This is a genomic window from Serinicoccus profundi, assembly GCF_008001015.1.
In the GTDB taxonomy this organism is placed as follows: domain Bacteria; phylum Actinomycetota; class Actinomycetes; order Actinomycetales; family Dermatophilaceae; genus Ornithinicoccus; species Ornithinicoccus profundi.
Window position 1 is genome coordinate 1216685 of record NZ_CP042862.1, and the last position, 22112, is coordinate 1238796.

21 protein-coding genes are annotated in these 22112 nt (G+C 72.3%); 9 read left to right on the plus strand and 12 right to left on the minus strand.

The genetic code is table 11. The annotated features are described in order from the left end of the window. Nucleotides 1-304: 304 nt before the first annotated feature. The 3 genes from glnA to lipA form a co-directional block, all read right to left on the minus strand. Entirely contained in the window at nucleotides 305-1729 is a 1425-nt protein-coding gene (gene glnA / locus FA582_RS05575) for a type I glutamate--ammonia ligase (RefSeq protein ID WP_010146441.1), read from the minus strand. A 219-nt stretch (nucleotides 1730-1948) separates the two neighbouring features. Beyond that, nucleotides 1949-2728, minus strand: coding sequence for a DUF4191 domain-containing protein (locus FA582_RS05580; protein WP_010146442.1), 780 nt, complete (start codon nucleotides 2726-2728; stop codon nucleotides 1949-1951). Between the two features lie 5 nt (nucleotides 2729-2733). Beyond that, nucleotides 2734-3783: a lipoyl synthase gene (gene lipA / locus FA582_RS05585; RefSeq protein ID WP_010146443.1), complete on the minus strand. Its 1050-nt coding sequence runs from the start codon at nucleotides 3781-3783 to the stop codon at nucleotides 2734-2736. 347 nt (nucleotides 3784-4130) lie between these two features. Here lipA and FA582_RS05590 point away from each other — a divergent pair, with 347 nt between their 5' ends. The 3 genes from FA582_RS05590 to FA582_RS05600 are packed head-to-tail and all read left to right on the plus strand — an operon-like array spanning nucleotide 4131 to nucleotide 7026. Beyond that, on the plus strand, nucleotides 4131-5285 hold the full coding sequence (locus tag FA582_RS05590) for a glycosyltransferase (RefSeq protein WP_147899760.1): 1155 nt from the start codon (nucleotides 4131-4133) through the stop codon (nucleotides 5283-5285). Next, nucleotides 5282-5938: a TVP38/TMEM64 family protein gene (locus FA582_RS05595; RefSeq protein ID WP_141567479.1), complete on the plus strand. Its 657-nt coding sequence runs from the start codon at nucleotides 5282-5284 to the stop codon at nucleotides 5936-5938. The genes FA582_RS05590 and FA582_RS05595 overlap by 4 nt, the downstream gene beginning before the upstream one ends. Further along, entirely contained in the window at nucleotides 5935-7026 is a 1092-nt protein-coding gene (locus tag FA582_RS05600; protein WP_081480458.1) for a glycosyltransferase family 4 protein, read from the plus strand. The genes FA582_RS05595 and FA582_RS05600 overlap by 4 nt, the downstream gene beginning before the upstream one ends. Here the strand turns inward: FA582_RS05600 and FA582_RS05605 are convergent. The 3 genes from FA582_RS05605 to lipB all read right to left on the minus strand — a co-directional run bounded on the left by FA582_RS05605 (nucleotide 6965) and on the right by lipB (nucleotide 9765). After that, nucleotides 6965-7951, minus strand: coding sequence for an ABC transporter permease subunit (locus FA582_RS05605; protein ID WP_010146448.1), 987 nt, complete (start codon nucleotides 7949-7951; stop codon nucleotides 6965-6967). The genes FA582_RS05600 and FA582_RS05605 overlap by 62 nt on opposite strands. Next, the gene (locus FA582_RS05610) at nucleotides 7948-8970 is read right to left on the minus strand and encodes an ABC transporter ATP-binding protein (protein ID WP_010146449.1); all 1023 of its coding nucleotides are present in this window, start codon (nucleotides 8968-8970) and stop codon (nucleotides 7948-7950) included. Before FA582_RS05610 ends, FA582_RS05605 begins: the two co-directional genes overlap by 4 nt. 120 nt (nucleotides 8971-9090) lie before the next feature. Further along, nucleotides 9091-9765, minus strand: a complete 675-nt coding sequence (lipB, locus tag FA582_RS05615; protein ID WP_010146450.1) for a lipoyl(octanoyl) transferase LipB — start codon at nucleotides 9763-9765, stop codon at nucleotides 9091-9093. 81 nt (nucleotides 9766-9846) lie between these two features. On the opposite strand from lipB, the gene FA582_RS05620 reads away from it, so the two are divergent. Next, nucleotides 9847-11226 carry a serine/threonine-protein kinase gene (locus FA582_RS05620; RefSeq protein ID WP_147899761.1) on the plus strand — a complete coding sequence of 460 codons (1380 nt, stop codon included), beginning with the start codon at nucleotides 9847-9849 and terminating at the stop codon, nucleotides 11224-11226. Next, a complete protein-coding gene (locus FA582_RS05625) occupies nucleotides 11157-11564 on the plus strand; it encodes a hypothetical protein (RefSeq protein WP_147899762.1) in 408 nt (135 codons plus the stop codon). The genes FA582_RS05620 and FA582_RS05625 overlap by 70 nt, the downstream gene beginning before the upstream one ends. Here the strand turns inward: FA582_RS05625 and FA582_RS05630 are convergent. After that, entirely contained in the window at nucleotides 11506-12465 is a 960-nt protein-coding gene (locus FA582_RS05630; RefSeq protein ID WP_010146452.1) for a TIGR01777 family oxidoreductase, read from the minus strand. The genes FA582_RS05625 and FA582_RS05630 overlap by 59 nt on opposite strands. Nucleotides 12466-12472: 7 nt before the next feature. Then, nucleotides 12473-14473, minus strand: coding sequence for a 2-oxoglutarate dehydrogenase, E2 component, dihydrolipoamide succinyltransferase (sucB, locus tag FA582_RS05635; RefSeq protein WP_147899763.1), 2001 nt, complete (start codon nucleotides 14471-14473; stop codon nucleotides 12473-12475). A 190-nt stretch (nucleotides 14474-14663) separates the two neighbouring features. On the opposite strand from sucB, the gene FA582_RS16355 reads away from it, so the two are divergent. Continuing rightward, entirely contained in the window at nucleotides 14664-14840 is a 177-nt protein-coding gene (locus FA582_RS16355; RefSeq protein WP_010146454.1) for a DUF5302 domain-containing protein, read from the plus strand. A gap of 84 nt (nucleotides 14841-14924) precedes the next feature. Here FA582_RS16355 and FA582_RS05640 read toward each other — a convergent pair whose 3' ends face one another. Further along, nucleotides 14925-16445 (minus strand): leucyl aminopeptidase, encoded by a 1521-nt coding sequence (locus tag FA582_RS05640; protein ID WP_010146455.1) that lies wholly within the window; start codon nucleotides 16443-16445, stop codon nucleotides 14925-14927. Nucleotides 16446-16529: 84 nt separating this feature from the next. Between FA582_RS05640 and gcvT the strand changes: the two genes are divergently transcribed. Next, nucleotides 16530-17642, plus strand: a complete 1113-nt coding sequence (gcvT, locus tag FA582_RS05645; protein ID WP_010146456.1) for a glycine cleavage system aminomethyltransferase GcvT — start codon at nucleotides 16530-16532, stop codon at nucleotides 17640-17642. A gap of 81 nt (nucleotides 17643-17723) precedes the next feature. On the opposite strand, the gene FA582_RS05650 is transcribed toward gcvT, so the two are convergent. From FA582_RS05650 to FA582_RS05660, 3 genes are all read right to left on the minus strand, one after another. Then, the gene (locus FA582_RS05650) at nucleotides 17724-18278 is read right to left on the minus strand and encodes a bifunctional adenosylcobinamide kinase/adenosylcobinamide-phosphate guanylyltransferase (protein WP_010146457.1); all 555 of its coding nucleotides are present in this window, start codon (nucleotides 18276-18278) and stop codon (nucleotides 17724-17726) included. Nucleotides 18279-18383: 105 nt separating this feature from the next. Further along, nucleotides 18384-19004, minus strand: a complete 621-nt coding sequence (locus FA582_RS05655; RefSeq protein WP_010146458.1) for a DUF937 domain-containing protein — start codon at nucleotides 19002-19004, stop codon at nucleotides 18384-18386. Nucleotides 19005-19082: 78 nt separating this feature from the next. After that, nucleotides 19083-19676 carry a DUF3043 domain-containing protein gene (locus FA582_RS05660; protein ID WP_010146459.1) on the minus strand — a complete coding sequence of 198 codons (594 nt, stop codon included), beginning with the start codon at nucleotides 19674-19676 and terminating at the stop codon, nucleotides 19083-19085. Between the two features lie 56 nt (nucleotides 19677-19732). Here FA582_RS05660 and FA582_RS05665 point away from each other — a divergent pair, with 56 nt between their 5' ends. Together FA582_RS05665 and FA582_RS05670 are read left to right on the plus strand one after the other, a co-directional pair. Beyond that, entirely contained in the window at nucleotides 19733-21139 is a 1407-nt protein-coding gene (locus FA582_RS05665; RefSeq protein WP_010146460.1) for a dipeptidase, read from the plus strand. Next, nucleotides 21132-22097 carry a glutathione S-transferase family protein gene (locus FA582_RS05670; protein ID WP_141567488.1) on the plus strand — a complete coding sequence of 322 codons (966 nt, stop codon included), beginning with the start codon at nucleotides 21132-21134 and terminating at the stop codon, nucleotides 22095-22097. Before FA582_RS05665 ends, FA582_RS05670 begins: the two co-directional genes overlap by 8 nt. The last annotated feature ends 15 nt before the right edge of the window (nucleotides 22098-22112 follow it).

The following is a 22112-nucleotide window of genomic DNA, read 5'->3' on the forward strand; positions in this document are numbered from 1 at the left end:
CCGAGCGGCCCTCTGCAGGCTGGCGGCCGGGCCGATGATCCCGCTGCGCCCCGCTACGGCCGCGAGCATCCCCCGACTCCAGGCCCCGCGTCTGCCTCGCGATCACAGACGTCCCAAGCGCCCCTGACTGCCAGGACATCAGGCTGTGCGCGGTGTCATAGATGAGGCACATCCCGACAAGCTGGCACCACGGTGCTCGTGTGACGGGCGGGCCGACGAGCGCGACCGCCCCTCCCTGCCTGCGGACGCACGACGGAGGGCAGGCAGCCTGATCGCTGCCTGCCCTCCGTCGATGCGCGTCGACTCAGATGTCGAAGTAGAGCTCGAACTCGTGCGGGTGCGGGCGCAGCCGCATCGGCGTGATCTCGTTGGCCCGCTTGTAGTCGACCCAGGCGCCGAGCAGGTCCTCGGTGAAGACGTCGCCCTCGGTGAGGAAGGCGTGGTCGTCCTCGAGCGCGTCGAGCACCTCCGGGAGCGAGGTCGGCAGCTGGGCGATGTCGGCCAGCTCCTCCGGCGGCAGCTCGTAGAGGTCCTTGTCCACCGGCTCCGGCGGCTCGATGCGGTTCTTGATCCCGTCCAGGCCGGCCATGAGCTGGGCCGAGAAGGCGAGGTAGGGGTTGGCCGAGGGGTCGGGTACGCGGTACTCCACGCGCTTCGCCTTCGCCGAGCTGCCGGTGATCGGGATGCGGACGCACGCGGAGCGGTTGCGCGCCGAGTAGACCAGGTTGATCGGGGCCTCGAAGCCCGGCACCAGACGGTGGTAAGAGTTCAGCGAGGGGTTGGTGAAGGCCAGCAGGGCCGGGCCGTGCGACAGCAGACCACCGATGTACCAGCGGGCGATGTCGGACAGGCCGCCGTAGCCGTTCTCGTCGTAGAACAGCGGCTCGCCGTTCTTCCACAGGCTCTGGTGCGTGTGCATCCCCGAGCCATTGTCACCGAAGAGCGGCTTCGGCATGAAGGTCGCGGTCTTGCCGGCGGCCCAGGCGGCGTTCTTGATGACGTACTTGAACTTCATCATGTCGTCGCCGGAGTGCAGCAGGGTGTTGAACTTGTAGTTGATCTCCTGCTGGCCAGCGGTGCCGACCTCGTGGTGCGCACGCTCGACGTCGAGGCCCACGGTCGCGAGGTCCAGGACCATCCGGTCGCGGATGTCGGCGAAGTGGTCGACCGGCGGCACCGGGAAGTAGCCACCCTTGAAGCGCGTCTTGTAGCCGCGGTTGCCACCCTCCTCGGCGCGACCGGAGTTCCACGCGGCCTCGACGGAGTCGATGTGGTAGTAACCGCCGCTGGGCCCGGTCGAGAAGCGCACGTCGTCGAAGACGTAGAACTCGGCCTCGGCCCCGAAGTATGCGGTGTCCGCGATCCCGGTCGAGCGGAGGTACTCCTCGGCCTTGCGCGCGATCTGGCGCGGGTCACGCTCGTACGGCTCGTCGGTGAACGGGTCGACGATCGAGAAGTTCATGATGAGCGTCTTCTCGACCCGGAAGGGGTCGAGGTAGGCCGTCTGCGGGTCCGGGATGAGCTTCATGTCCGACTCGTGGATCGACTTGAAGCCACGGATCGAGGAGCCGTCGAACATCTGGCCGGTGTTGAACGCGTCCTCGTCGAAGGTCTGGGCAGGCACGTTGAAGTGCTGCATGACACCAGGCAGGTCGCAGAACCTGATGTCGATGAACTTGACGTCCTCGTCCTTGATATAGGCGAGAACCTCATCGGCATTGTTGAACATGGAGTTCCTCCTGTCGCGGACCAGGCGCTGACTCGGGGTTTCGGGTCCGGTATGCCTAACCTACGTGCAGGTGGTTTCCGCTGGGTCACTCGGGTGTTACGCCCGTGTTACGCACCCGCGGTATGCCGGTGACGTCAGCGGCCGTTCTTTCCTGGCCGCTTCCTGCTCGCGCCCGGTGCGGGCGGCACTGCGTGCCGGTGGGGCCCGTGCGCTCGTGCGTCAGCGGCCGCGCAGGGCGCGGCGGCTGGCCCGCGGCGGCCGTGTCGGGTCCATGCCCGCAGGGATCGCCGGCTTGTTGCGGCTCCCGAGCGCCTTCATCCGCTGCTGCACCACGAGAGCCTCGTCGTTGCTCAGCTGCTTGGGCAGCTTCTTGATGGTCTTGACGACCTCACGCAGCGGCGTCTGCCCCTCACCTGTGCCCACGTTGATCGTGTGCACCGGCACCTCGCCGCCCACGACGCGGGAGACCTTGCGCTCCTCGGCCTTGGCCAGGCGCTGGGCGGACCCACGCGGACCCTCGGAGATGAGCACCACCCCTGGGCGACCGACCGCGCGGAAGACCATCGCCGCGTTGTGCAGGTCGCGCATACCTCGCACCTGCCCACCCGCCTCGGCGGCGACCGGCTCCTGGTCGTAGAACCAGCCGCGACGCAGCTGCTGCAGGATCGCGGCGGACGCCCCCGGCTGCCCCTCGATCTGGGTGAACGCCGCCCGCTCCGCCTTGCGGCCGAGCACGATCACCGCGGCCAGGATCGCCAGCGGCACGCCGAGGATCATGAGGTAGACCACCTGGTCGAGCCACAGGCCCACCAGCAGCGACACGACCAGGACGGCCAGCCCGGCCAGCAGCATCCACCAGATCGCCGACGGGTCCGCCTTGCGGGTCATCGCGAACACCTGGCGCACCTGGGCGATCCGGCCCGGGTTGTTGGGGTCCTTGGGCTTGCGCTTCCGCCCGAAACGTCGCTTCTTCGGCTCGGGCTCGGTCGTGGTGGACATAGGGATCAGGATACGTGGGCGCGGGAGAGTTCCCGACGCTCCTCTGCGGCCACGAGCGAGGCGGCTTCCTGGCGGGCGGGGACGTCCGCCTCGGCCTGCTGGGCCAGGTGCGACAGGTGCTCGGGCACGTCCCGGCCCCAGCGGCGCATGGCCTGGGCGTAGAGCTTGCCGGCGCGGTAGGAGCTGCGGACGAGCGGCCCGGCCATGACCCCCTTGAAGCCGATCTCCTCGGCCCGGTCCGACCAGTGCACGAACTCCTGCGGCTTGACCCACCGCTCGATCGGGTGGTGCAGCTTGGAGGGGCGGAGGTACTGCGTGATGGTGAGGATGTCGCAGCCGGCGTCGTGCAGGTCCTGCATCGCCTGGTCGATCTCCTCCTCGGTCTCGCCCATGCCGAGGATGAGGTTGGACTTGGTCACCAGCTCGTTGTCGCGCGCCATCGACAGCACGCGCAGCGACTTGTCGTAGGTGAACGCCGGCCGGATCTTCTTGAAGATCCGCGGCACGGTCTCGAGGTTGTGCGCGAAGACCTCCGGGCGCGCGTCGAAGACCTGCTGGACGAGCTCGGGGACGGCGCCGAAGTCGGGGGGCAGGATCTCGACGCCGGTGTGGGGGTTGAGCTCGTGCACCTTGCGGATGACCTCGGCATACAACCAGGCCGCGCCGTCCTTCTGGTCATCGCGTGCGACACCGGTGATGGTGGCGTACCGCAGCTCCATGGTGCGGATCGACTCGGCGACCTTGCGTGGCTCCTCGAGGTCCAGCGGGTTGGGTCGCCCGGTGGCGATGTCGCAGAAGTCGCAGCGGCGGGTGCAGATGTCACCGCCGATGAGGAAGGTCGCCTCGCGGTCCTCCCAGCACTCGAAGATGTTGGGACAGCCCGCCTCCTGACAGACGGTGTGCAGGCCACCGCTCTTGACCATCGAGTGCAGCTCCTGGTACTCCGGCCCCATCTTGGCGGTGGTCCGGATCCAGGAGGGCTTGCGCTCGATCGGCGTCTCGGCGTTGCGTGCCTCGACACGCAGCAGTCGGCGGCCCTCCGGTGCGACGGTCACGGGTGCTCCCTCTTGATCGGTTCGCTGTCAGGGATGACAACGCGTGCACCCCTTCAGGGTATGCCCGGACCCTTCGGTCGGCGGTGTCCGGGGGCTATCCCCCCGCGCTCCGGGCTGTTCGCACCCTGTCGGTGCCGCGGCCACGGCTCGACACTGGACACATGCCGCTCGCCGCAGCCCCGACCCCTACCGCCGACGGAGGCGCCGACGAGGTCTCTCCGTCCTCGGTCGTAGCCGCCGTAGCCCCCCGGATGACGACAGTAGCGCTCGCTCGCGGCCATGCTGCGGACATGGACGTCGACAGAGGTGTCACGGGCGCGTGTGCTCCGCCCGGCAGGCCCCGACGGGTGCTGCTGCTCAGCGACTGCTACCGGCCGACCGTCAACGGCGTCGTCACCTCGATCGACGAGCTGCGTCATGGCCTGGTCGAGGCCGGCCACGACGTCCGCGTCCTCACCGTCGGCCCGGACCGGCGAACCACCTTCGACGGGACCGTCTACCGTCTCCCGTCGTTGGACGCCGGCCACATCTACCCGCATGCGAGGCTCGGCCGGCCCGTGGACGGACCGACCTTCGCCGGACTCCTCGCCTGGAGGCCGGACGTGCTCCACTCGCACACCGAGTTCGTGGCCTTCTGGTGGGCCCGGCGGCTGGCCCATCAGCTCCGGGTGCCGCACGTGCACACCTACCACACGCTCTACGCCGACTACAGCCACTACTTCTTCCCGCACGAGGGCATCGCCCGATCGCTGTGCCACGGCTTCACCCGCAAGACGCTCAACCGGACGAGCACGGTGATCGCACCCAGCACCAAGATCGAACGGCTGCTCCAGGGGTATGGCGTCCGCACCCCCATCGAGGTCGTCCCGACCGGCGTCGACCTGACCCGCTTCACCCCGGGCCCACCGTCGGAGGCGCTGCGGGCACGGCTGCGCCTGACCCCCGGTGTCCCGGTGGTCCTCAGCCTCGGGCGGCTGGCTGCGGAGAAGAACATCACGGAGACCCTCGACCTGCTCGCCCTCATGCGAGGACAGTCCTGGCAGCTGGTGGTGGCCGGGGACGGCCCGGAGGCGGGCGCCCTGCGGCGGCGGGCCGCAGTCCTCGGGCTGACGGATCGGGTCCGCTTCGCCGGCGCCGTCGACCCGGCTCAGGTGCCTGACTACTACCGGCTGGCCGATGTCTTCGTCTCGGCCTCGCGCAGCGAGACCCAGGGGCTGACCTTCCTGGAGGCGCTGGCGAGCGGCGTCCCGGTGCTGGGCCGGGACGACGCGTCGCTCGACGGCGTGGTGCAGGACGGCCACAACGGGCGCCGCTACCGCGAGCCCGAGGAGTTCACCCGTACGTTGTCGTCGTTGTTGAGCGACCCGTCGCTGCGGCGGCAGTGGTCCCAGGGGGCTACCCGCACCGCTGCCGGCTACGGACGGGCTGCCTTCGTGGAGGCTGTCTGCGCCAGCTACGACCGGGCCAGCGGCAGCCGCGCGAGCGGGAGATGCGCGGCATGAGCCTGTCGCCGACCCTCACCGGGCACGCCCCGACCCGGACCGACCCCACGCCGGAACCGACGGGAGGTCCTGTGCTGGACCGGGTGCGCCGCATCGTCCTCGCGAGCTGGGTCGCGGTGGCCGCGCTCGCCCTGTGGGGCGTGCAGTCGGGCGTCCTGATCTCGGTGGGGCACCTGCAGGACGTCCTGGCCGGCCTGGGACCGTGGGCCCTGCTGGCTTATCTCGCCCTCGGGGCCGCCGAGCCGCTCTTCCCGGTGGTCCCGGGGTCGGCCACCATCCTGGCTGGGCCGCTGCTCTTCGGGCCGGTGGTCGGGACCCTGGCGGCCTACGCCGCGACCTGTCTCGGCTCGACCGCGGTGTTCGTGCTGTCCCGACACCTCGGCCCCGGTCTGCTCGCCGCACGCTTCCGCCCGGAGCCGGTCGAGCGCTCCCTGCGGTGGCTCGATCACCGGCACGCCACCCGGTGGTTCGCCATCGCCATCGCGTTGCCGGTCGCCCCGGACGACCTGCTCTGCTCCCTCGCCGGGCTGTCCCGCATGCGGCTGCGGACCTTCATCCTCATCATCCTGCTGCTGAAACCCTGGGCGCTGATCGTCTACAGCTTCGGCGTGCTCAGCGTGCTGGAGCGCCTCATCCCCTGGCTGGCGTCATGAGCGGGGAGCCGATGACGCGGCCGCTGGTCGTCAACATGGCCAGCGAGAGCGACATCTCGGTCCAAGGGCACGGCGTGCACACCGCCTACGTCGAGCTGGCCACCGCGCTGGAGCGGCGTCCCGACGTGCAGGTGGTGCGCGGGTGCTACCACCGCAGGGTGGACTGCGATGTCTACCACCTGCATACCGTGGGCCCCGGGGTGTGGCCCAAGCTGCTGGACCGCCGGGCACGGACGGTCGTCTCCGCCCACGTGATCCCCGACTCGCTCATCGGCTCGATCCGACTCGCGAGGCTCTGGCGGCCCCTCGCGAGGAGCTACCTGCGGTGGTTCTACACCCGTGCCGATGCGGTCCTGGCGGTCTCGGCGACGGTGGCCCAGGTGGTGCACGACGAGCTCGGGGTGCCCCGGGACCGGATCGAGGTCCTGCACAACACCATCGACATGGCGGCCTACGCCACGGACCAGCAGGCGCGCACGTCGGCGCGGCGGGCCCTGTGCCTCGACGACGACGCCTTCGTGGTGGTGGGGGTGGGCCAGGTGCAACCACGCAAGAGGATCGACGTCTTCGTGCGGCTGGCGCGTGCGCACCCGGACATGATGTTCATCTGGGTGGGAGGTATGCCGTTCACCCACCTGGCGGCCGAGCACGGGGCCATGCGCCGCCTCCTGGAGAGCGCCCCGGACAACCTGCTCCTGCCGGGTGTGGTGCCGCACCCCCACGTCCGGCGCTACCTCCAGGCCGCCGATGTGTTCTGCCTGCCGGCGGACCAGGAGAACCACCCCATGTGCGTGCTCGAAGCCGCCGGGGTCGGGTTGCCGGTGCTGACCCGGGATCTGCCGGAGTTTGACGACACCTTCGGCGATGACGTGCTGCGCTGCGAGGACGACAGCTTCGGCGGCGCCCTCGTCCTGCTGCGGGATGACCCGTCGGCCCTCACGGCCTGGCAGGAGCGATCAGCTCGGATCGCCGGTCGCTTCGACAGCGCAGCGGCGGCCGAGCGTCTCCGCCACGTCTACGGCCGGCTCAGTCGATGTCCGAGCGCAGGAAGCGCACCAGCCCGAGCGCCGTCACCAGGAGCACGATGACGGTCAGGGTGATGCTGGCCTGGGTGAAGCTCAGGGTCTGGATCAGCTCGCGGCACCCGTTCATCTGTTCGCAGTTCGTGTAGGTCGTCCACGACGTGCCGTACTCCACGACGGCGGAGACGTTGCGCCCGATGAGGTAGCGCGACAGCCACGGGAGAAGGCCGCCGACGATGCCCTCGACGGCGACGAGGTAGCCCAGCATGACGCCCACGACCACCGCGCTGTGACGGACGAGGAAGCCGGCCGCCGCGCCGAAGACGCCCGCCGCCGTGGCGAGCCCGAGGATGCGCACGCAGGTCCAGGCCAGGGCCACCCACTCGGCCTGGGTCCCACCGCCGTCCACCCCGCGCCAGCGGAAGATCGCGGGGACGCCGAGCAGCACGAGCGCGAGCCCGATGGCGACGATCGGCAGCGCCGCGAGGGCGGCCGCGAGGACCTTGGAGGTGAAGACCATCCCTCGCCGCGGCACGAAGGTCAGCCACGAGCCCATGGTCCGGTGGGTGAACTCGGCGGCGACCAGGGTGGAGCCGACCGCGAGCGCGAGCAGGAGCAGCGGGAAGGCCATGACGAGCAGGAGCTCGTCGTACTGTCCGGCCAGCGACGGCATGGAGCCGTACATCTGTTCCGCCGTCGGGGGGCCCATCTGGTCACACGCGAAGTCGATGGAGCCGTCCCCGCTGGCGCGCCGCTCGGCCTCCTGCTGCTGCTCGCAGTCCGCGCGGTCCCGCTCACCGTTCTCCTCCCAGTAGTCGATCTGCTGCTGGAGCATCTCGTCGGCGCCGCTCATCGCGCGCTGGATCCGCGCCGCCTGCTGGTCGACGGTGAAGAGCGCGATCCCGGCGATGAGCGTGCTGGCCAGCATCGCCAGCACCAGGATGCGACGCGAGCGCAGCCGCTGGAGCTCGACGGCGACGAGCCGGATCATGCGACGTCCTCCGCCGGCGCGGAGGGGGTGTGTCGGTCCTCACCGGTGAGCTCGAGGAAGATCTGCTCCAGCCCCCGGCGGCTCGGCACGAGCCGTTCGACCCACAGCCCCTGGCCCGCCAGGAGGCGGGTGATCTCGGCGGGGTGGGCCCCGGTGACCGTCAGCAGGCCGGCGACCTCCTCGTCGTCGGGGGAGCGGAGCCCGTCGGCGGCGTCCTGGCCGCGGGGCCGGGCGAGCCAGTCGGCGGAGAAGCCGGCCTCCCGCAGCACCCGCACGGCGGCCCCGGGGTGCCTGACCCCGACCTCGACCGTCTCACCCCCGGCCCCGATGAGCCCGGCGACCGACCCCTGGGCCAGGACCCGACCGCGGCCGATGATGGAGACCGTGTCGGCGATCTGCTCGACCTCGGAGAGGATGTGGCTGCTCACGAGCACGGTCCGGCCCTCGTCGGCCAGCCGGCGCATCGTCGTGCGGATCTCGTGGATGCCGGCCGGGTCCAGCCCGTTGGTGGGCTCGTCGAAGATGAGCAGGTCCGGCGACTTCAGCAGCGTGGCGGCGATCGCCAGCCGCTGCTTCATCCCGAGCGAGTAGGACTTGAAGGTGTCGTCCCCGCGCAGCCCGAGTCCGACCTCCTCCAGCACCTCGCCCACCCGCGTGACCGGCGTGCCGATGGCCTGGGCCAGCAGGGTGAGGTTGCGGGTGCCGGAGAAGCCTGGGAAGAACTTCGGGGACTCCACGATGGCCCCGACCCGGTCCACGACCTGTGGCAGGTGCTGGGGCACCGAGGTGCCGAAGATGCGCATGTCGCCGGAGTCCGGGCGGACCAGGCCGAGCAGCATCCGGATCGTCGTCGTCTTGCCCGAGCCGTTGGGGCCGAGGAACCCGTGGACCCCGCCGGTCGGGACGTCCATGTCCAGACCGTGCACGGCGACCCGCCTCCCGCGCATGGTGCGGTAGGTCTTCCGGAGTCCCCGGATGGTCAGGGCCGGCCCCTCGTCGGCCAGGTGCGCCACGCTCACGTGCTCTCCTCCGTCGGATGGGCAGCAGCGCCCCGGCCGTGCCCTCAGGGGCCAGTTAACCGTGGCTGTGTCGCGAAAGCCGCGAGTGTTGCAGCGTGTCCCGAAGTCGCGGGAGGTCGATCAGGAGGAGGAGGTGCCCGCGGCGGTGGCGCCGGTCCCGGCGAGCGGGGCCAGGACGCGGTCCAGGTGGCGCTCGGCGAGCGGGAGGACCTCCGCCACGCCCACCCGCCGGCCCAGCTCGGCGCTCAGCGAGGTGACCCCGGCGTCGGCGATCCCGCAGGGGATGATCGTGTCCGCCCAGCCCAGGTCGCAGTCGCAGTTGAGGGCGAAGCCGTGCATCGTCACGTCCTGGCTCACCCGGATGCCGATTGCCCCGATCTTGCGCTCGGGAGCCACCTCGCCCGCCGGGAGCCACACCCCGGACCGGCCCTCGACCCGGGTCGCCTCGACGCCGAGATCGGCGCAGACCCCGATCATCATGTCCTCGAGCCGACGCACGTGGGCCACGACGTCGACGGGGGAGGGCAGGCGCACGATGGGGTAGCCGACCAGCTGTCCCGGACCGTGCCAGGTGATCTTGCCGCCGCGGTCGACGTCGACGACGGGGGTGCCGTCCAGCGGCCGCTCGTGCGCCTCGGTGCGTTTGCCCGCCGTGTAGACCGCGGCGTGCTCCAGGAGCAGCACCGTGTCGGGGAGCTCGCCGCCGACGACCCGGGCGTGGACCTCCCGCTGGTGCGCCCACGCCTGCTCGTAGTCCACGAGGTCAGGGGCCAGGCCGAGGTGCTCGAAACGCATACCGGCACTGTAGTCCGTGGCCGGAGCGGGCCTGTGGACAACTCCTGCGGGCGTCACCGCCCAACGGGCAGGCTGGGCGGTATGAGCACCCCGACCATTCCGGGATACGACCTCCTCAACCCTCTGGGTGCCGGGGGGAGCGGGCAGGTCTGGCGGGCACGTCGGCGCACCGACGGGCTGCCGGTCGCGGTCAAGCTGGTGCGCCCGGGCGCGGGTGACTCCGCGGCCCTCACCGCGGTCCTGGCGGAGGCCGGGCTGCTCGCCGGCCTGCGCCACGAGCACGTCCTGCACCTCTACGACGTGCTCCCGCTCGGTGACCCGCAGGATCCGACGGTGGCGATCGTCACCCAGCTGGCAGCGGGCGGATCGCTCGCCCAGGTCCTGCACCGGCGCCGTCTCCTCTCACCCGGTGAGCTGGTCACCGTGCTGCACCCGATCTCCTCAGCGCTCGGCGACCTGCACCGCTCGGGGGTGGTGCACGGTGACCTCTCGCCCGGCAACATCCTCTTCCGCAGCGACGGTATGCCGTTGCTCGGCGACCTCGGCACCGCCCGGGTGGCGGGGGAGCAGGGGCTGCGGGGGTGGGGGACGGGTGGCCAGGACGGCATGGTCTCCCCCGAGGTGCTCGAGGGGTTCGCCGCCACCGCGGAGTCCGACGTCTACCAGCTCGGCGCGGTGGCGTGGTGGTGCCTCGTGGGTGAGCCGCCGGGGCCGGGCTTCGACCGACCCCCGTTGGCCGAGGTGGCGCCGGAGCTGCCGGTGGCCCTGGTCGGTCTCGTCGCGGCCTGCATGTCGCCGCAGCCCGAGGACCGGCCGGCCGCGGACGACCTGGGTCCCGTCCTGCTCGACCTGGCCGAGCCGGAGCCGGTGGAGGTCGCGCCCGAGGCCGACGCCGCCTTCGGCCTGACCCAGCGTCTGCGCCAGGTGGCGCTGGCCGACGCCCACGACGAGCCGTCCGACCGCGGCCGGCGTTGGTGGCCCCGGCCGCGGCGGCGCGACGCCCGCGATGCCGCCGCAGCCCGAGGGGTCGGCCCGGCCGGGCCGGAGCGGGATCGCCGTGGGCGCGGCGCGCACCGTGCCGGTGCGGCACCGGAGGCTGGTCGGGCGGGCGCACCCCGGCCCTGGGTCGGTGCCGTCCTGGTCGTGGTGCTCCTCGGCCTGTGCGTGGCGCTGCTCTGGCCCGGATGGCGGGACACGTGGGCGCCCGCGGGCACGTCGTCAGGCCCCGTCAGCGACGCGGGACCCGCGCCCACGCCGGACGCCGGCGACGACCTGGGTCAGCCGGTCGCGCCGACGGCCACCCGGGAGCCCGCGTCACCGGCCACCGGGAGCCCTCGCCGCAGGGCGGCACGGACCCTGCGCAGGCCCGCGACGCCGCAGCGGGGCGGGTCGTGCAGGAGCTGCTGGACCGGCGGGCCACGGCCTGGGAGCAGGCGGACGTCGCGGGCCTCGCAGCGGTGACGGCGCCCGGCTCGGAGGCCGACGCGCAGGAGCGCTCCCTCATCGGCGAGGCATCGGCGCAGGAGCTGCGCTATCCGTCCGTGACGTTCGAGGTGACCGGAGCCGGGGTGAAGGAGCAGGATGAGGAGCGGATGGTGGTCGACGTCGCGGTGCGACGTCTGGCCCTGGAGGTCCGGCGCGGCGAGGAGGTCGTGCACTCCAGCCCCGAGACCACGGACCAGGTGCGGGTCGTCCTCGTCGCCCACGGCCAGGGGTGGCGGGTCGAGCAGTGGGTGCCGCTCAGCCCGGCCGCTGGCTCACGACCCAGCGGGCCGCCTGCTCCAGGTCCGGGTGCGTGAAGGAGAAGCCGGCCTCGTCCAGGACACCGGGCAGGGCCCGCGTCGAGGCCAGGATCTCCTGCGACATCTCGCCCAGCACGATGCGCAGGGCCCACCCGGGGGCCGGTACGACGGCCGGGCGGTGGAGCTGCCGGGCCAGGGCGCGGGTCACCTGCTGCTGGGTGGCCGGCGCGGGACCGACGAGGTTGACCGCGCCGTCGAGATCGGGCCGGTCCAGGAGGAAGACCAGGGCCCGGACATGGTCCTCGAGGGTGATCCACGGCCACCACGCATCGCCCCCGGCCAGCGGTCCGCCCAGCCCGAGGCGCACCAGCGGCAGCATCCGGCCGAGCGCGCCGCCGTCGGGGGAGAGCACGATTCCGGTGCGCACGTGCGCCACGGAGACGCCCGCGTGCTCGGCGGGCCGCGTCGCGGCCTCCCAGTCCTGGCACAGCTGGGCGAGGAAGCCGGTGCCCGGGCTGCTGGCCTCGCTGAGCACCTCCTCGCCGCGGTCGCCGTAGTAGCCAACCGCAGAGCCGGAGACGAGACGTGGTGCCTGCCCACCCGCTGCGACGACCTCGGCGAGGGCCCGCGCGAGGGTCGTCGTGCCCTCGATCCGGGAGGACACCAGGACGCGCTTGCGCTCGGCCGTCCAGCGCTGGTCCCCGATCCCGGCCCCCGCGAGGTGGACGACGCCGTCGACGTCCTCCAGACCCGCGGGGTCTAGGCGGTCTCCCGGTGACCAGGTCAGCTCCCGGACGCCGACCGGCAGCCGGTCCGCCGGTGCCGCGTCGCGGCGGACCAGGTGCAGCACCCGGTCGCCGCGATCGCGCAGCACCTGGCTCAACCGGGACCCGATGAGCCCGCTCGCGCCGGTGATCGCCACCAGGCGAGCTCCGGTCGGTCCGGCCGAGGAGTTCATGGTCGGCTCAGACCTCGAACTTTCCGTCCTCGAGACGGTCCTTCATCGTCGTGAGGAAGCGAGCCGCGTCGGCGCCGTCCACGACCCGGTGGTCGTAGCTGATCGCGAGGTAGACCATGTCGCGGATGGCGATGGTCTCCATCCCGTCCTCGTCGACGATGACGACGGGCCGCTTGACGACCGCGCCCGTGCCGAGGATGCCGACGTTGGGCTGGTTGATGATCGGCGTGTCGAAGAGCGCGCCGCGCGACCCGGTGTTGGTGAGGGTGAAGGTGCCCCCGGACAGCTCGTCGGGCGTCACCTTGTTGTCGCGGGTGCGCTCGGCGAGGTCGGCGATCTTGCGGGCCAGGCCGGCGATGTTGAGGTCGCCGGCGTCCTTGATGACCGGCACGAGCAGACCGCGCGGGGTGTCGACCGCGACCCCGAGGTGCTCGGAGGCGTGGTAGACGATCGAGTCGTCCTCGACGCTGGCGTTGACGATCGGGTGCTCCTTGAGTGCCTCGATCGCCGCCATCGCGAAGAACGGCATGAAGGACAGCTTGGTGCCCTCCCGCTTGAGGAACTCGTCCTTGGCCCGCTTGCGCAGCCGGGAGACCTTGGTGACGTCCACCTCGATGACCGTGGTGAGCTGGGCGCTGGTCTGCAGCGACTCGACCATGCGCGTGGCGATCACCTTGCGCAGGCGCGACATCTTCTCGGTGGTGCCCCGCTTGGCCTCGCTCTCCGGGCTGGGTGCGGCGCCGCCCGAGGACGGCGCTCCCGACCCGCTCGCGGCCGGAGCCTGCTCGGCGGGTGCCGCAGCCTCCTCCGGCTGCTGCTTGGCCTGCGCGGCGTCCAGGACGTCCTGCTTGCGGACGCGGCCACCGACGCCGGTCCCGGTCAACGACGCGAGGTCGACGCCGTGCTGCGCGGCCAGCTTGCGCACCAGGGGGGTGACGTAGGCGCTGACATCTTGCTGCGCCGGGGCGGAGGAGGACTCCTGCTGCTGGGCGTCAGGGGTGCCGTCGCCGTCGGCGTCCTTGTGGGACGTGGTGCCGTTGTCGGTGGACCCGGTGCCGACGCCCACCGCGACCCCGGAGTCGTCGGACTCCGAGGTGCCGGACTTCTCGGCCGACTCCTGCGCCGCCTTCTCCTGGATGTCCTGCTCCTCGGCAAGGTCGCCGCCCCCGGAGGAGCCGCCCTCCGCCTCTTCGCCGGACTCCTGCGCGGCGTCGTCCGCGCCGTCGGAGTCCGAGTCGGACGAGGTCTGTCCGGAGTCCTCGCTCTTCTCGGCCTCGTCGGACTGCTCCTGCGCTTCGCCGGACCCTCCCGCGTCGCCCGATCCGCCGGAGGACTCACCGCCGATGACGGCGAGCTTGCCGCCGACCTCGACGGTCTCGTCCTCAGCGGCGAGGATCGACGTCAGGACACCGGCGACGGGAGAGGGGATCTCGGTGTCGACCTTGTCGGTGGAGACCTCGAGCAGCGGCTCGTCGACCTCGACGGTGTCACCCTCGGACTTCAGCCAGCGGGTGACTGTGCCCTCGGTCACCGACTCGCCGAGCGCGGGCATCGTCACGGTCTCGCCCCCGGAGTCCCCACCCGAGGCTCCACCGCCCGAGCTGGACGACTGGTCGGACCCCTGCGAGCTCTGCGAGCCCTCGTCGGTGCTCTCCTGCGGCTCGGCCTGCTCGCCCTCGTCGGCAGCAGCCTCCTCGCTCTCGGACTCGTCGGCGGAGGCGGCGTCGGAATCGGCCTCGTCGGAGCCTGAGCCGGAGTCGCCACCACCCTCGCCGTCACCCACGACGGCGAGGTCGGCCCCGACCTCGACGGTCTCGTCCTCCTCGGCGAGGATCTCCTGCAGCACGCCGGCCACCGGCGAGGGGATCTCGGTGTCGACCTTGTCGGTCGAGACCTCGAGCAGCGGCTCGTCGACCTCGACGGAGTCGCCGACGCTCTTCAGCCAGCGGGTGACGGTCCCCTCGGTGACGGACTCACCGAGGGCGGGCATCGTTACACGTTCCGACATGTCTGTTGACTCTCTCCTCGTGCGGGGACTGCAGTCTACGGGTGATGCTGCCGCCGGGTCAGGCGTGGTGCCACTCGGCGCGGACCCGTCCGTGAACCATCCTGCCACCTGCGGGAAAAGCGGTGGCGGGGGACCGCTGGGCGTGTCAGGGTGAGGTGGTCATGTCCGGCGAGAGTGAGGAGGTGGCCCGATGAGCAACGATCCGGTCACGGAGGACGTCAAGGCCAAGTTCCGCGAGGCCCTGGCCAAGAAGCAGGCGCACAGCGGGACCGACGTCTCGGACCACTCGGAGCACGGCAAGGTCGCGCACGAGCGCGACGCCAAGACCTCGGGTGCCCAGCAGATGTTCCGCCGCAAGAGCGGCTGACGTCCGACCCGTCAGACGGACGCGAGGGGCACCACCGCATCCTGCGGTGGTGCCCCTCGTGCATGCTGCGGGGGAGGGGCTGGCTCAGTCGGCCAGGGACCGGGCCAGCGCCACCAGCGGCCGCACCCCGGCGCCGGTGCCACCCTTGGGGTGGTAGCCCCAGGCCGCCTTCTCGTTGAACGCAGGACCGGCGATGTCCAGGTGGGCCCACGGGATCGGGGCGGCGTCCTCGCCCTCCCCGCGGGTGCCGACGAACTCCTGGAGGAAGGTCGCGGCCACCATCGCGCCCGCCGACCGCTCGCCGGTGTGCTTGAGGTCGGCGACCGGGCTGTCCAGGCTGGGCCGCAGCTCCTCCGGCATCGGGAGCGCCCAGGCGGTGTCGCCCGACTCGGTGCCCAGCCGCACCAGGGTGTCGCGCAGCTCGTCGTCGTTGCCCATGATGCCCATCGTCCGCTCTCCGAGCGCCACGATGCAGGCCCCCGTGAGGGTGGCGACGTCGACGATGGCGTCCGGCCCCTGCTCGGTGGCCAGCGCGAGGCCGTCGGCCATGACCAGGCGCCCCTCGGCGTCGGTGTTGATGATCTCCACGGTCCGTCCGCCGCGCATCGTCACGACGTCGCCGGGCCGCTGCGCCAGGTCGCCGGTCATGTTCTCCGCGAGGCAGAGGTATGCCGTGACCTGGACCGGCAGGCCCAGCTCGGCGATGGCGAGGGTGGCCGCCGCGCAGGCCGCCGCGCCGCCCATGTCCATCTTCATGGTGACCATGGAGGCCCCGGGCTTGAGGCAGAGCCCGCCGGAGTCGAAGGTGATGCCCTTGCCCACGAGCGCGAGGTGCTTGGCCGCGCCCTCGGGGGCATACCGGAGGGTGACGAGGCGCGGGCCGCGGCCCGACCCCTGGCCGACACCGATGATGCCGCCGCAGCCCTCCTCGGCGAGCCGCTGCGGGTCCCACACCTCGACCTCGACGCCGGCCTCCTCGGCGCGGCGCACGACGTCGTCGGCGAAGCTCTCGGGGTAGAGCTGGTTGGGGGGTGTGTTGACGAGGTCCCGGGCGTAGCAGACACCCTCGACGAGGGCCTCCACCTCGGCCTGGGCGCTCGCGGCCTCCTCGCCGCCCAGCCCGGCGACCACGGCCTTCGCGAGGCCCGCCTTGCTGCTGCCGGTCTTGCCGATGCCGTGCTGGTCGGCGTAGGTGTAGGCGCCGAGGGCGACGCCCTCGGCGACCGCGACCGCCTGGTCCCGCCCCTGCTGACCGAGGGCGAAGACCGCGGTGTCCCGACCGGCCAGCGCGCGGGCGGCCGCACCGGCGGCGCGGCGCAGCTGCTCGGTGCGCGGTGCGGGACCGCGACCGGTGACCCCCACGACCACGACGACCGGGGCACTGATCCCGGCGACACCGGTGAGGCGGGTGATCTCCTCGGTGCCGCCCTCGGCGCCGAGGGCGCCCAGGGCGTCCGTGACGGCGGCGGCGGCCTCCTCGCTCAGCCCCGAGCCGGGCAGCAGGGCCACCGTGCCGCTCTGCTTGGCCGCCCCCACCACGAGGGCGTCCACCCGGGCCGTGGTCGGGTCGTCGTCGGTGAAGGTCACAGGCGTGCGGACAGCCATGAAGGATCCTTGTGGTCGTCGGTGGGGTGAAGATCGTCCGGACCCGAGACTAGGACACCCCGGCAGCGACTAGGGTGGTCGGTCATGAGCGACTCCCCGACGAAGACGTCACCCCTGCACGAGAAGCACGTCGCGCTGGGCGCGAAGATGGCCGACTTCGGGGGGTGGTCGATGCCCATCGAGTATCCCGGCGGCGGCGTCGTCGCGGAGCACACGGCGGTGCGCGAGCGGGTCGGTCTCTTCGACGTCTCCCACCTCGGCAACGCGCTGGTGTCCGGGCCGGGGGCGAAGGACTTCCTCGACCGCTGCCTCACCAACGACCTGGGCCGCATCGAGCCCGGCAAGGCGCAGTACACCATGTGCTGCGCCGAGGACGGCGGGGTCGTCGACGACATGATCGCCTACCTGCGCTCCGACGACGAGGTCTTCCTCATCCCCAACGCCGCCAACACCGCCACCGTCGTCCAGCTGCTGCAGGACGCGCCCGGTCGACCGGCGGAGGTCACGGTGGAGAACCAGCACGAGGACTACGCCATCCTCGCCCTCCAGGGCCCCAGGGTCGATGAGGTCATGGGGGCGCTGGGGCTGCCGACCGGGCACGACTACATGAGCTTCGTCGAGGCCCGGTGGGGTGAGGTGGCGCTGACCGTCTGCCGCACCGGCTACACCGGCGAGCGCGGCTACGAGCTCGTCTGTGCGAGCGGCGACGCCCCGGCGCTGTGGGACGCGATCGTCACCGCGATGGAGCCGCTGGGTGGGCTGCCCTGCGGGCTCGGCGCCCGCGACACGCTGCGCACGGAGATGGGGTATGCCCTGCACGGCAACGAGCTCTCCCTCGAGATCACCCCGGTCATGGGACGGACCGGCTGGGCGGTCGGCTGGTCCAAGCCGGAGTTCTGGGGCAGGGAGGCACTGGCCGCCCAGAAGGAGGCCAAGGAGTCGCGTCTGTCGGGAGGTCTGGTCGTCACCGGCCGGGGCATCCCGCGTGCCGGGTGCCGGGTCCTGGACGCCCACGGTCAGGAGGTCGGCGTGGTGACCTCGGGCACCTTCAGCCCGACCCGCAAGCAGGGCGTCGCGCTGGCGCTGCTCGACCGGGGCCTGGATGCCTCGGCCCCGCTCGTCGTGGACGTGCGCGGCCGCGAGGTGCCGGTCGAGATCTCCAAGCCGCCCTTCGTCACCGGGGGCGCCGCGGACTGAGCGACGCCCGGCCGCGGCGCTGCCGCGTAGCGTGGGCCGACTGCTCGCCCCGGCGAGGACGCCGCCCGGCCGCGGGTAGGTCTACCGGGTCGTGACGGTGGGGGCCGACGACAGGTCGAGCACCCGACCGGCCAGGACGACGTGCACGTGCGTGCAGGCGGCGGCGAGGCGCTGGTTGGCCACCGTCAGCAGCTCGGCGAGGAGCAGGTCCTCTGAGGCTCCCGGCAGGTGGCAGGGGGGCTCCTCGCTGACCAGGACCACGTCCTGCGGGAGGGCGCGCAGCGCGACCGCGGCCTCGTCGAGGGCCGCGCGGAGCAGGTCGGCCGCGCGACGCGGGTCATCCCAGGCCTGCTCCGCGTCCACCACCGACCACACCCAGTCCGGCACGCTCGCCACGAGGACGGCGTGCCGGGCCGCCAGGAGCGCCATGCTCAGGCTGGTCGTCGGCAGGGTCGTCCACGCGGCCGGTCGGGGAGCGGCGCTGCGGCCCAGGCGCGCCCGGGCCTCGGCCGTCTGCGTCGTCGACGGACGCTGCGCCGTGGTTAGGCAGGTCACCCGCTCGTGGTGGCGGAGCAGGGACTCGGCGTGCGCGGTGCTCCCGCTGCTGGCGTTGCCCAGGACAAGGGTGGTCGTCATGTCGACAGGGACTCCTCGCGGTCGTGCAGGCCAGGGACACGTGGGCGTCAGCATACAAGCGCGTGGGCCGTCCCCCGGAGGCTCGGCCCACGCGCCAGGAACGGGCTAGCGGCGGCCGCCGAGGATGCTCCCGAGCACGTCGGAGAGGATGCCCCCGGAGGACCCCGACGGGCTCGCCCCGGTAGCGCTCCCGAGGGCCGAGCCGAGGACGTCCTGCAGGACCGAGGTGAGGTCGCCGCCGTCGGACGGCGCGGCCTCCGGGCGTCCCTGCCCCAGCGGGCCGTCGGGCTGGCCGTCGGCTCCGCCGCGGGGCGCGACCGCGCCGCCGCCCGCCGCCCCGCCGACCTGCTTGGCCAGCCACGACAGCACGATGGGCGCGAGGATCGGCAGCAGCTTGCGGACGATCGAGGAGGTCTGGGGGCCGCTCATCCCTCCGAGCTGGTTGACGACACCATCGGTGTTGCCCCCGAAGACGTGTCCGAGGATCTTCTCGCCGTCCTGGACGTCGATCTGGTCGACCGAGGCTCCGTCGGCGAGGCCATCCTGGTGCTGGCCGAGGGCCGACAGGAGCGACTGCGCGCCCTCCGGACGTTCGGCGTTGGCGCTGAGCCCGCCGAGCAGCGCCGGGAGTGAGGCCTTGACGGCCTGCCGGGTCGCCTGCGGGTCCTCCTGGATCGTCTCGGCGATCTGGTCCGTGGGGATGGCCCTCATGAGTTGGTCGAGCATCGCTGCAGCCCTCCTGTGGCCCGGCTCCCCGGTGGAGCCGGTGCGTCCCTCGACCCTAGGGCACGACGCGTGGCAGGGTCAGCGACGGCTCAGGGTGTCGCCGCGCCCGACCTGGGGTCGGGGGATGCGGCTGCCGCGCATCTGGAAGGCGCGCAGGACGACATACCAGGCCGACCCGCGACCGGGCTCCTCGCCGAAGGCGGCGGTGAACCGCTTCTTGGTGCGGCGCCACAGCAGCCAGCAGTCGAGGATGCCGGCGAGCATGAGGGCGTAGGCGATGAGGAAGGTGCCGCCGCGGGCCCACTCGAAGGGCAGCAACGAGACCGCCAGCACGAGGATCATGGCTGGCAGCAGGATCTCGCCGATGTTCCAGCGGGTGTCGACCGCGTCGCGCAGGTAGCGCCGCTCGGGCCCCCTGTCGCGGGCGGGGAGGTACTTCTCCTCGCCGCTGAGCATGGCCTCCCGGACCCGCGTCCGCTCCGCCCGCGCCTTGGCCTTCTGGTCGGCCGTCATCGACTTGCGGTCCACCACGAGGGGCCGGCGGTTGGCCCGCTCGGCGTCCCGCCGCTTGGGGGTGGGCCGGCCCTTGCCCGAGGGGCGCGCAGGGTCCATCGGCGTGGTGGTGGTCACCGGCTCCGGCGTCACCTCGGTCGACCTCTTCCCGAACAGCACGGCCGCAGTCTACTGGTCCGGGGGAGGGCCACCGCCCGCTCGGTACCCTGGGCCGCGTGACTTCCTCAGCCGACGACCGTTCGACGACGACCGGGACGCAGGAGCGGGCCGCCCAGCTCGCCGCGCGGGTCCGGGACCTCATGCCGGGGGTGAGGTCGGACCTCGAGGCCCTGACCCGGATCCCCTCGGTCTCCCTCGACTCCTTCGACCAGCGCCACGTCGACGACAGCGCGGCCGCCACGGCCGATCTGCTGCGGGCCGAGGGGCTCGACGTGCGCATCGTGCGCGAGGGTGGACGACCCGCCGTCATCGGGCACCTCCCGGCGCCTCCGGGGGCGCCGACCGTGCTGCTCTACGCCCACCACGACGTGCAGCCCCCGGGCGACGACGCCGACTGGGACACCCCGGTCTTCTCGCCCACCCAGGTGGGAGAGCGGCTGTATGCCCGTGGCGTCGCGGACGACAAGGCGGGCGTCATGGCCCACGTGGCCGCCCTGCGGGCCCACGGGGGACGTCCACCGGTGGGCGTCACCGTCTTCGTCGAGGGCGAGGAGGAGGTCGGCTCGGACTCGCTGCCGAGGATCCTCGACGCGCACGGCGACGCGCTCGAGTGCGACGCCATCGTCCTGGCCGATTCGCACAACTGGAAGATCGGCATACCGGCGCTCACCACCACGCTGCGCGGCATGGTCCGCGTGGTCGTCGAGGTGCGGGCGCTCGAGCACGGCCTGCACAGCGGGCTCTACGGCGGGGTCGTCCCCGACGGGTTGACGGCGCTCTGTCGACTGCTCGCCACGCTCCACGACGAGGCGGGCGACGTCGCGGTGCCCGGCCTGCGCACGTCCGAGGCCTCCGACCTCGACTTCACCGAGGAGGACCTGCGTGCCGACGCCGGCCTTCCGGAGGGTGTCACGCCCATCGGCACCGGCTCGCTGCTGTCGCGGATGTGGACGCGTCCCTCGATGACCGTCATCGGGATCGACGCACCCTCGGTCGACACCGCCGCCAACCTGCTCACCCCCCTCGGCCGCGCCAAGCTCTCGATGCGGATCCACCCCGAGGAGGACCCCGCGGTCGCCGCCCGGGCCCTCACCCGGCACCTTCAGGAGCACGCGCCGTGGGGTTGCCAGGTGGACGTCACGATCGTCGACGACGGGCGGGGCTTCGCGGCCGACGCGCAGGGACCCGTCTACGACGCGGCGCGTTCGGCCTTCCGCGACGCCTGGGACGGCGTAGAGGCCGTGGACATCGGGGTGGGCGGCTCGATCCCCTTCGTTGCGGCCTTCGCCGAGCGCTTTCCGCAGGCGGCCATCCTCGTCACCGGTGTGGAGGATCCGGACACCCGGGCGCACGCCGCCAACGAGAGCCTCCACCTCGGCGAGTTCGAGCGGGTCTGCGTCGCCGAGGCGCTTCTGCTGGACCGGCTGGCCCGCACCGGGCATCATGGCACCCATGATGAGTGAAGATTCAACTACCCAGGGGGAGGGCGCCTCGGGCTACGTGAGCGCCGAGGGCAGCTTCGAGCGCAAGGCGCGCTACATCCCCGACCGCATCACCCGCGACGGTCGCGACGGGTTCCCGGTGGAGGCGGGTCGCTACCGCCTCGCGGTCTCCCGGGCGTGCCCGTGGGCGCACCGGATGATCCTCACCCGGCACCTCCTGGGCCTGGAGGACGCGATCGGGATGGCGGTCGCGGGCCCGGTGCACGACGCCGACTCGTGGACCTTCGACCTCGACCCCGGCGGCGTGGACCCGGTGCTGGGCATACCCCGGCTCAAGGACGCGTATGACGCCCGTCCCGGCGGCTACCCGGAGTCCGGGATCACGGTCCCCGCCTTCGTGGACACCACGACCGGTCAGGTCGTCACCAACGACTTCCACCAGATGGTCAAGGACCTCGTGACGGAGTGGACCGACCACCAGCGGCCCGACGCGCCCGACCTGTGGCCCGAGCACCTCCGGGACGAGATCGAGGAGATCTCCGACCTCGTCTACGCCGATGTCAACAACGGGGTCTACCGGTGCGGTTTCGCCGGCAGCCAGCAGGCCTACGACGAGGCCTTCGACCAGCTCTTCTCCCGGCTGGACTGGCTGTCCGAGCGGCTCGCGGGCCAGCGCTACCTCGTCGGCGACCAGCTCACCCTCGCCGACGTCCGGCTCTGGCCGACCCTGGTCCGCTTCGACGCCGCCTACCACGGGCACTTCAAGTGCAACCGCCAGAAGCTCACCGAGATGCCGGTGCTGTGGGCCTACGCCCGCGACCTGTGGCAGACCTGGGACTTCGGGTCGACCACCGACCTCGAGCAGGTCAAGGCGCACTACTACGCCACGCACCGCGACATCAACCCGACCGGGGTCGTGCCCCAGGGGCCCGACGTCAGTGGGTGGAGCACCCCGCACGGCCGCGAGTCGCTGGCCTGAGGACCTGGCCTGGCC

Excerpts from the sequence above, each read along its gene's own strand:
- glnA (WP_010146441.1), bottom strand. The coding sequence starts at position 1,729 with ATGTTCAACAATGCCGATGAGGTTCTCGCCTATATCAAGGACGAGGAC.
- sucB (WP_147899763.1), bottom strand. The coding sequence starts at position 14,473 with ATGTCGGAACGTGTAACGATGCCCGCCCTCGGTGAGTCCGTCACCGAG.
- lipB (WP_010146450.1), bottom strand. The coding sequence starts at position 9,765 with ATGCGTTTCGAGCACCTCGGCCTGGCCCCTGACCTCGTGGACTACGAG.
- FA582_RS05670 (WP_141567488.1), top strand. The coding sequence starts at position 21,132 with ATGAGTGAAGATTCAACTACCCAGGGGGAGGGCGCCTCGGGCTACGTG.
- FA582_RS05640 (WP_010146455.1), bottom strand. The coding sequence starts at position 16,445 with ATGGCTGTCCGCACGCCTGTGACCTTCACCGACGACGACCCGACCACG.
- FA582_RS05650 (WP_010146457.1), bottom strand. The coding sequence starts at position 18,278 with ATGACGACCACCCTTGTCCTGGGCAACGCCAGCAGCGGGAGCACCGCG.
- FA582_RS05620 (WP_147899761.1), top strand. The coding sequence starts at position 9,847 with ATGAGCACCCCGACCATTCCGGGATACGACCTCCTCAACCCTCTGGGT.
- FA582_RS05600 (WP_081480458.1), top strand. The coding sequence starts at position 5,935 with ATGAGCGGGGAGCCGATGACGCGGCCGCTGGTCGTCAACATGGCCAGC.
- FA582_RS05605 (WP_010146448.1), bottom strand. The coding sequence starts at position 7,951 with ATGATCCGGCTCGTCGCCGTCGAGCTCCAGCGGCTGCGCTCGCGTCGC.
- gcvT (WP_010146456.1), top strand. The coding sequence starts at position 16,530 with ATGAGCGACTCCCCGACGAAGACGTCACCCCTGCACGAGAAGCACGTC.
- FA582_RS05630 (WP_010146452.1), bottom strand. The coding sequence starts at position 12,465 with ATGAACTCCTCGGCCGGACCGACCGGAGCTCGCCTGGTGGCGATCACC.
- FA582_RS05655 (WP_010146458.1), bottom strand. The coding sequence starts at position 19,004 with ATGCTCGACCAACTCATGAGGGCCATCCCCACGGACCAGATCGCCGAG.
- FA582_RS05580 (WP_010146442.1), bottom strand. The coding sequence starts at position 2,728 with ATGTCCACCACGACCGAGCCCGAGCCGAAGAAGCGACGTTTCGGGCGG.
- FA582_RS16355 (WP_010146454.1), top strand. The coding sequence starts at position 14,664 with ATGAGCAACGATCCGGTCACGGAGGACGTCAAGGCCAAGTTCCGCGAG.
- FA582_RS05595 (WP_141567479.1), top strand. The coding sequence starts at position 5,282 with ATGAGCCTGTCGCCGACCCTCACCGGGCACGCCCCGACCCGGACCGAC.